5 protein-coding genes and 1 pseudogene are annotated in these 6852 nt (G+C 45.4%); all 6 read right to left on the reverse strand.

Translation table 11 applies throughout. The features are described from left to right. Positions 1-463: carbohydrate ABC transporter permease (locus AC1DUA_RS26370; protein WP_477502597.1), on the reverse strand; the 463-nt coding region annotated here is incomplete at its 3' end. A gap of 1 nt (position 464) precedes the next feature. After that, entirely contained in the window at positions 465-1391 is a 927-nt protein-coding gene (locus tag AC1DUA_RS26375; protein WP_477502598.1) for a carbohydrate ABC transporter permease, read from the reverse strand. 69 nt (positions 1392-1460) lie between these two features. Further along, entirely contained in the window at positions 1461-2801 is a 1341-nt protein-coding gene (locus AC1DUA_RS26380) for an ABC transporter substrate-binding protein (RefSeq protein ID WP_477502600.1), read from the reverse strand. Beyond that, positions 2796-3545: pseudogene (locus tag AC1DUA_RS26385) on the reverse strand (response regulator transcription factor); the annotation flags it as partial. The pseudogene AC1DUA_RS26385 and the gene AC1DUA_RS26380, both read right to left, overlap by 6 nt. 16 nt (positions 3546-3561) lie before the next feature. Continuing rightward, positions 3562-4890 (reverse strand): ABC transporter substrate-binding protein, encoded by a 1329-nt coding sequence (locus AC1DUA_RS26390; RefSeq protein ID WP_477502601.1) that lies wholly within the window; start codon positions 4888-4890, stop codon positions 3562-3564. A 9-nt stretch (positions 4891-4899) separates the two neighbouring features. Further along, positions 4900-6702 (reverse strand): sensor histidine kinase, encoded by a 1803-nt coding sequence (locus tag AC1DUA_RS26395; protein ID WP_477502599.1) that lies wholly within the window; start codon positions 6700-6702, stop codon positions 4900-4902. Positions 6703-6852 lie beyond the last annotated feature (150 nt).

The following is a 6852-nucleotide window of genomic DNA, read 5'->3' on the forward strand; positions in this document are numbered from 1 at the left end:
ACATCAAGGTGCAAATCGGTAGTCCATAGACGACATGAACAAGAATTAATCCAGGAATCGTGTTGTAAAGCTTAATGGATTGCAAGAACTGAATTAATGGGATAAGAATACTTTGGTAAGGGATGAACATCCCGAATAACATTAATGAGAATAAAAAATTTGATCCTCTGAACTTCCATTTTGATAAAATGTAGCCGTTCAAAGACCCTAGCAAGGAAGATAACAACGTAGCCGGGATAGCCAGCAAAAAGCTGTTCGTCAAATTGGGGATCAGCTTCTTAAACGCTTCCTGATAACCTATTAAGTTAAAATACTCAGGCAGCGCCCACATTTTATCGAGTGTGATTTCATTCAGTCCCTTGACGCTCGTAATCAGCATGACATAAACCGGAATTAGATACATAATCGCCAAAACGATTAGTGCCACATACAACAGCGTACGATTCACACGCTCCAGCGACATATTAATCCTCCCCCTTGCGCAAGTTGGAAATTAAGTAAGGAATGATCAGCAAGGAAACAAGCAGCAGCATAATCATCGCGATTCCTGCACCTTGGGCATAGTGATTTCCTCGGAATGTCGTTTCGAACATGTACACGCCCGGCACATCCGTGACAAACATTGCACCAGGTCCTGTCATTGCATAGACCAAGTCGAAAATCTTTAAAGATATGTGCGCCAGAATAATGATCAAACTCATCGTAATCGGCTTCAACTGCGGCAAGATTACTTTCCGAAGCACCTGCCATTCCGTTGCGCCATCCACGCGTGCGGCTTCCCGCAGTTCTTCGGATATATTTCTTAACCCGGCCAAATACATGGCCATTGCAAATCCCGACGTTTGCCAGATGGCCGCAATAACAACAGCAATAATGGCTACTGGTAGGCCGAAACTGATCTGACCCATTGGAATCTTGGGAATAATTTCTGTGCTTACAAACCAGCTAGGCACATTCGTAACACCAAGCGACTTCAGTAGTAAGTTCACCCCTGTCGTGGGGTTCAAGATCCATTGCCACACAACGCCGGTTACGACAAAAGAAAGCGCCATTGGAAAGACGAATATATTTCGAAAAAAAGCTTCCCCTCGAATCTTCCGATCAACCATAACCGCCAAAAACAAGCCAACAAACATCCCGCCTGCGATGAATAGAGCTGTAAACATCACCGTATTTCGTAAATCCGATTGAAACCGGAAATCATTAAATAGAAAAGCATAATTGCTGAATCCAGCGAAAGTAAGGTTCTTAACGAGCGTGTTCCACTCGGATAGCGATACGTAACCAGTCCAGGCTATAAAACCATACACGAATATGGCGATTGCCACCAAAGACGGCAGAAGCATTGCGACAGGCACAAGCTTCTCCGACTTCCAACGAAAAGCGTTCATCGATTCACACTCCAGAAAAACAGGGCCAGATGCCTAAATCCAACATCTGGCCCTGTCGATTTTTCAAATCTATTTCTTCATGCCATTGGCAGTTTGTGCTTGTTTAAGCGCTTTGGCCGCTTGCTCTACATCGCCTTGCGTTACGAAGATATTAATCGCTTGGTTAGCTTGCGTCGTAAAGCCTTCAGGCGCTGCTGAGCCGTGGGCCATACTTGGCGTCAACTTGCTCTTTTTAAAATCTTCGATCGTCGTTTTCCCATAGATATCGTATTTGGAAACATCCGCATCAACCCTAGCTGGAATGGATCCCTTCAATGGGTTGAACACATCTTGACCTTCTACGGAACCAAGAACTTTCAGAAACTCTTTAGCTGTCGCTTGGTCTTTGGAATCTTTCGGCAATGCAAATGTATCCGTTACTACCATGAAAGTACCATCCGTATTCGGAGAAGTAACCCAACCAAAATCTTCGTTTACTTTCAATTTCAAATCCGTTGTAAAATAGCCTTTGGCCCAATCTCCCATGTTATTCATTGCGGCTTCGCCTTTGGCTACCAACTGGGCGGCATCCTGCCAGTTACGTGCAGCATGATCTTTATTCGTGTAAGAAAGCATCTTTTTAAAGGTTTCGAGCGATTTCTTCACGCGTGCATCGTCAAACGGAATTTCGCCCGTCCACAGCTTTCTGTAATCGTCAGCGCCGAATTCGCCGAGCAATACATTTTCGAACAACATTGTAGCTGTCCACGGTTCTTTATCACCGAGTGCCAAAGGAGTGATGCCCTTTGCTTTCAAGGCATCGGCTACCTTAATAAATTCATCAAATGTCGTAGGCGCTTTCAAACCATTTTGGTCAAAAATTTTCTTGTTATAGAAAATGACATTCCCACGGTGAATATTAACCGGTACCGAATAGATATTGCCGTCCTTGCTAACCATCTCAATGAGGTCCTTCGGAAACTTATCCTTCCAGCCTTCCTTGTCGTACAGGTCGTTCAATGGGCTGACTTTAGCAGCTGCCACCCAGCCTGTATTCAGCTCTGCCCCGCCATGAACTTGGAATGCTGATGGCGGATCTCCGCCTTGCATGCGGCTGGCGAGAACAGCTTTGGCATTGGTTCCGGCACCGCCGGCAACAGCCGCATTAATGACTTCAATGTCCGGATATTTATCTTTGAACAGTTTAATCAGTCCTTGAAGACCCGCTTCTTCACCTGCACCTGTCCACCAGCTGAAGATTTCCACTTGTTTCTTGCTAGCAGCCGGAGCTGGAGTAGCAGGTGCTGCCGATGCAGCAGGCGTGTTTGCGGCCGCAGCCGGAGTTGGAGCCGGACTGTTCGTCGCCTCATTGGTGTTGGAGCCGCATGCCGTAAGAAGTGAACCCGTTAATGTATAATCTCCAGGCGACATCCCCTTTTGCTTCTGAAACCATTCGCTGAAATAGCGAGGGTTGGGATAACCGACAGACTCCCCAATCTGATAGATCTTCAGGTTGCTGCTGCCAAGAAGCTCGCAGGCTTTCTCTATGCGCAGTTGCGATAAATAGTCGCTGAACGACTTGCCCGTTTCTTGGCGGAACAGCCTGCTTAGATAATTCGAGGTCACGAACAATTCATCCGCAATCTGATTGAGATGCAGGTCCTCTGTGAATCTGGCAGCCATCATTTGAAGCGCTTTCTTAATCAAGTAGGAGCTGGGCTCCTCAGCTACCTTCTGCTCCCTTGTACTTGTATCAGGCGCAGCTGCCTCATTAACGCACAGCAACTTTGCTTTCTGCAAAGCCACTTCAATCTCTTCCACATCCGAAGGTTTAAGCAGGTAATCCACAGCTCCTAAGCGAAGCGCTTCTTGCGCGTATTTAAAATCACCATACCCGCTCAGGAAAATAACCTTGGTGTTCGACACCAAACGACTTTCTTTTTCTAATTCGCGCAATCTAGCAACTAGTTCAAGTCCAGTCATATTGGGCATCCGAATATCCGACAACAGAATATCGACGGGATGCTCCTCCATATAACGAATGGCTTCTAGGCCATCTTGAAAGACTTGAACCAGCTCGATCCCGAGTAGTTCCCAATTGATATGCTCGCTTAAGCCTTCACGAATCCAGGTTTCGTCATCAATAATCACGGCACGGCAAACGGTCGCGTTCATCGAGTCATCCTCCGTCCTATTTCAAATTTCCATTCATTTTCATAGAAAGCTGACGTAACTCAGTAGCTGCATCTTTAAAAGATATTTCCGGCTTGGCAAAAGATGTGATGATTTTGGCCAAAGCCCTTTCTTCGATTTCCACCATAGCTGGGTAATAGCTGATTGAAGGCTCAATTTTGGCCATATCCATGCTTTTCAAAATTAATGCAAAGTCCGGTCTCGACTCTTCAAAGGACGGGTCAGCTAGAATCGAACGTCTTGCCGGTACTCCCCCCTGCTGTGCATAGATCATTCCACCGCGTTTTCCAGTTGCATACTGAAGAAATTTCCAGGCGTCCACAGCGTTTCTTGAACTTGCATTAATGGCGAGCGTCCAGCCATGCTGAAACGGGACGCGCTTAATATGGCCTAGCTGATCTTTAGTGCCAGGGATTAAAGCAATTTTTATTGCGTCTTTATTGGGGTCACTGTTTTGCTTGATCATCGGATACGCTGCATTCCAATAAGGGGCAGCCATGGCAATCTCGCCTGCAATTAATGCATCACGTGTTCTGGTAAAATCCCAGCTTAATAAATCCTGCGGAACCACCTTCTCCTGAACCAGGTTCTCTATATATTTACCTGCTTGAATCGACTCTTCTCGATCCAATAAGACGTCCCCATTCTCTTCATTCAGCACATCGCCTCCGAATGACCATAACAGGGATGCGAAGATCTTTGATCTTTCTTCTGGTACAACAGCTGGCATCGCGAGGCCCCATCTCGTGGGGGAAGTGGGGTTTTTACTCTTGGAATACGTTTTGGCCAACTCGAATAATTCGTCCCAGGTTTCCGGTGGCTTTGGAATTAAGTCGCTTCGATAATACAGAAAGTGCGTGCTAATATCCGTTGGCAGTGCATAGGTCGTATCTTGGTATTGGTAAGTGGCCAAAAAATCGCTAACATCAAACGACTGGATATCAGTCAAATTTTTATCATTCATGAAGGAATCTAAGGGCAGAATGGCATGAACGGCTGCAAATTGTGCAATCGACGTATTCGGAATAGAAACAATATCGAACGACTCTGTCCCTGCCAACAGCTGCGTGCCAACAGAAGTAAAATACACATCTCTTCCCAATTCGATAAACTCCACCTGAATCCCCGTATCCGCTTCGAACGTCCGGGAAATTTGACGCATCGCAGTAGATTCCGTACCCGTACGAATCAACACTTTTATTTTTTTGGCGCTCGTTACTGCTTTGGGAGAATCCACTGTCACCCGATCCAGCAGCAGCAAGCTGCTCAGCGCCCAGACTAGCAGCAAGACGAACGAAACCAACATCAATCTATTGAAATGCAGCATTTTCAAATGCTATGCCCCCTCTTGATCCTCATGGAACGAAGCCAATCGATAAGGGATTGTAACCGTTACCAACGCGCCTTGATCCTCGCCTGCAGCTACCACTATGCCATATTCTGTTCCGAAGGCAGTCTGAATTCTCTGTTGGACATTCCGCAGTCCCACATGGGCATTCGTAGAAGCATTCTGCAGTAAAAGCTGGACATGCTCCAGATCGACCTGCCTGCCCGTATTCGAGATGACGATAAGAACCTTATCTTCGCTTCGAAAGGCTTTAATCATGACTTTCCCGCCATCCTGACTTTTGGAAATACCATGTTCTAAAGCGTTTTCAACTAGCGGCTGCAGAATAAGCGGCATCACCTTTACATAGTTAACTTCGGGATCCAACTCAATTTCATAGTACAGCTTGTCTCTATACCGGAAGGATTGAATTTGCAAATAGTTCTCGACATGTTCAAGTTCTTTCCCTAGTGTTGTCCATTCCTGACCGGCATTTAGGGTGAAACGAAAGAACCTCCCTAGCGCAGTAACCAGCTTGCTGATGGATTCCGCTTTGTGTTTCTTAGCCATCCAATAAATCATATCCAGCGTATTATATAAAAAATGAGGGTGGATCTGCATTTGCAGCGCTTGAAGCAGTGCCTCGCGTTTCTCCTTCTGCTGCTTTTCATTCTCATGAATCAGCGTTTGAATACGGTCCATCAACCGATTAAAACTAAATTGCAAGATGCTGATCTCTTGAATGGGGCCTTGCGTATCCCGTACATGAAGATTGTCTTTGGCAGCGAATGCCATTAACCTGGCAAGATTAATAACCGGCTTAGAAATAGCGGTAGCCAGTAGAAATGAGACGATAACCGCGACTAGAGCACCTATTGCCGACATCATCAACAAATACCGTAATATTTTCTGATTGGGGCCAATTAACTCATTGATAGGGACGACCGCCGTCATCTTCCATCCACTTATTTGGGAAGTGTCGAAAGCGAGTAGCCATTTGCCATYGACAATCTGCAGCCCTTGCCCCTGAGATGGCAAGCCATTTATGGCTTGGCTTATTTTATTATTGTGAGACAGCAGAGGATCTTGCTGATAAATCACATCACCAGACCCATCCGTGACTAGCAGCGAACCTGTTGAGCCAATTTGAACGTTTCGCAAATGCTCGCTTATGAATCGGTCATTGAATTGTACAAATAAATAGCCCCTAAGCTTTGCCGTGTTACTGTCGATGAGCCGCCGTGCAGCCGTAACAGACGCGCGAACCGGCGTTTCGAAACCGTCCTTTAGACGATAAATCGACCTCTTGTCGCTAAACCAGTTCATCTTTAAGGGCTGACGCTCAATCTGATCCATAACAAATTGAATATTGACTCGATCGACTTGCTCATACGTGTAAAATAAATTTTCTGTCGAAAGAACCTCATGTCCAGCCGTGATAAAATAGATGGCTCGAATGTGCTCCAGCCTGCCACGAAATAGATTGGAATTCACCATATTTTTAAATTTTTGATTGGCTTCGAACAACGGATAAGACGAGTCCAAAGGGCCATTTAAGAAATCGAGCGACTGTTCATACAACAACGTCCAAGTGAGCCGATCTATCTCTGAGAGATTAGCATCCAAGGCCCGCTGCGTCTGCCCCACCGTCTGCAGCAAATACTGGCTAACCTGCTTTTGGAATAATTCATTTTCCTTTTTATAGGTAATATAGGTAATTACGACTAGAGGTAGAATCATGAGCAGTAGAAAAACAGACAGCAAGATAGTACGAATTGAGATCAGTTTGCTGACATTATTGAAAGCGCTCACCCTTTCCACCGATTAAATACACGAATAATCTATCACGTTCAATATGAAATGTTTGTCGAAACAAGTGAAAGATCACATAAAAAATAATAAATTGTTGCAAAAAAAAGAGAGGATGCCTGAGAAGCACCACCTCTACATGTTTGTCTATTC

The sequence above is a fragment of the Paenibacillus sp. 01T422 genome (assembly GCF_056398785.1).

Bases quoted from the DNA above. Each gene is read 5' to 3' on its own strand.
- AC1DUA_RS26375 (WP_477502598.1), bottom strand. From the start codon at position 1,391: ATGAACGCTTTTCGTTGGAAGTCGGAGAAGCTTGTGCCTGTCGCAATG.
- AC1DUA_RS26380 (WP_477502600.1), bottom strand. From the start codon at position 2,801: ATGTCGCCTGGAGATTATACATTAACGGGTTCACTTCTTACGGCATGC.
- AC1DUA_RS26390 (WP_477502601.1), bottom strand. From the start codon at position 4,890: ATGCTGCATTTCAATAGATTGATGTTGGTTTCGTTCGTCTTGCTGCTA.